General features: G+C 33.8%; 1 protein-coding gene. It reads right to left on the bottom strand.

Annotation, left to right across the window (positions count from 1 at the left end; all coding sequences use genetic code 11):
* Nucleotides 1-306: 306 nt before the first annotated feature.
* Complete coding sequence (locus K4G57_RS08930) at nt 307-1,407, bottom strand: hypothetical protein (protein WP_221532825.1); 1,101 nt, start codon at nt 1,405-1,407, stop codon at nt 307-309.
* Nucleotides 1,408-1,585: the final 178 nt, after the last annotated feature.

The following is a 1,585-nucleotide window of genomic DNA, read 5'->3' as shown; positions in this document are numbered from 1 at the left end:
CACAATTGCCCTTTGTGAGTTGGAGTCTGCTTTTTATGCGCGAAGTGGCACTTGAGTTTGGGGTGTTGGTTTTGGGGGTTTTTGTTGTTTTTTGTATGGGGTGTTTTGGACTTTATAAAAGGATAGAGCTTTTAAGGCGATGGATAGATTCCAAGTAAGCTTTTTTACACATATAAAGTTACAAACAGACAAAACTTTAGGAAGTTAGGAGATAAATGCATTATTAAAGGAAATTTAAATGCTAAGGTAAGAATACCAAGGGGGCTAGAACAAGCCCTTTAGGAGTGTTTGTAAAATAGAGTATTCTTACACACTAACATCTAAAATTCTTGTTGCAGAATCTAATGTGCTTTTAGAATAGTTTGCATCAACATTTTTTACAAGCTCTTCAACAATACTAATAATATCTTCTTCAAAAGTTGGATTGTTTGCTAAGTTTCTTTCTAAAGTGTCTTTATCTAGTTTAGTTAAATCTTGGATTTGTTGAAAAGTGGAATATTCTTCTGATAGCTCTTGATTTTCTAAAGATTCTTTAGTGCTCTCTTTATTTTCCATAAGCTTTTTTAGTATTTCTTTTGCAGACATATCTGCACGGATATCTTTAGTTTCTATGCCTACTTTTTCAAGCTCTTTTTTTAGCATTTCTTTTAAATCTTCATCCATTTCTTTTAAGAAACCAAAGACTTCGTCAATAGAGGGTAGGGTAATACCTGGATTTTTTTCATAATAATCTGCAAGTTTATCTAAATGTTGTGCATAATTATTTCTGCTTCCCCAAACTTGTACCCTCTGAATTAAACCATCAGAATCCCCATCACGTGCAATCGTTCTATTGAGCTCTTCCTCTATGGAGCTAGAAGACATGCGCTCAAGTCTCTCACCATTGCCTAATGGCAGTTCTGTAAATTTTACATAGGTTTGATCATTGCCTAAAAATACGACATTGCTGCCTTTTGCCATACCCATTAACCCAAGCGTAAAGGAATTTGTATTCTTTCTTTCTTCTATGTCTAAATTCCCATCTTGATTAGCATCAGCTCTTACATAGCCTCTTTTATAAGCTATATCTCCAAACCAACCACTCACAAATCTTTCTGCTTCTCCTTTTAATAAAACATTACCCTCTTCATCTTTCTTTATGGAATCCTTGCCAAAGACATTTTGTAGTTTATTTAGATTTTCATCACTCAAGCCTACTTTTACATAAGCGTTATTTAATGGGTCTCTAAAATAAACATTATTAGAATGACCAGATGTCTCTTCTTTTCTAACTTTAATGTTGCTAATTGCAATCTTATCAGCACTTGCTTCTTGTGCGTTAAAATTAACAGAAAAAGCAGAATACACTGCTTGAGATAAAGTATTATCTAACCCGATATAGTTATATTTATTGCCTATTCCTATCATGACCGATTCTCCTAGCGTCTATACCATTTCATAAACGCATTTGAATAAATAGCTTGATTATTTGTCTGTGGTCTTATATTTGCATTGTAATTATTACTAAGTGGCATAGTAACATAGGTGTAACCATAATTTGTGCCAAGATATCGAATTCCCCCCACAACCTTACGCATCTCCTCAT

The organism is Helicobacter turcicus (genome assembly GCF_019711685.1).
Taxonomy (GTDB): domain Bacteria; phylum Campylobacterota; class Campylobacteria; order Campylobacterales; family Helicobacteraceae; genus Helicobacter_D; species Helicobacter_D turcicus.
The sequence above is the reverse complement of the archived record's forward strand: the minus strand, read 5'-3'. Positions and strand labels throughout refer to the sequence as shown.

Excerpts from the sequence above, each read along its gene's own strand:
- K4G57_RS08930 (WP_221532825.1), bottom strand. The coding sequence starts at position 1,407 with ATGATAGGAATAGGCAATAAATATAACTATATCGGGTTAGATAATACT.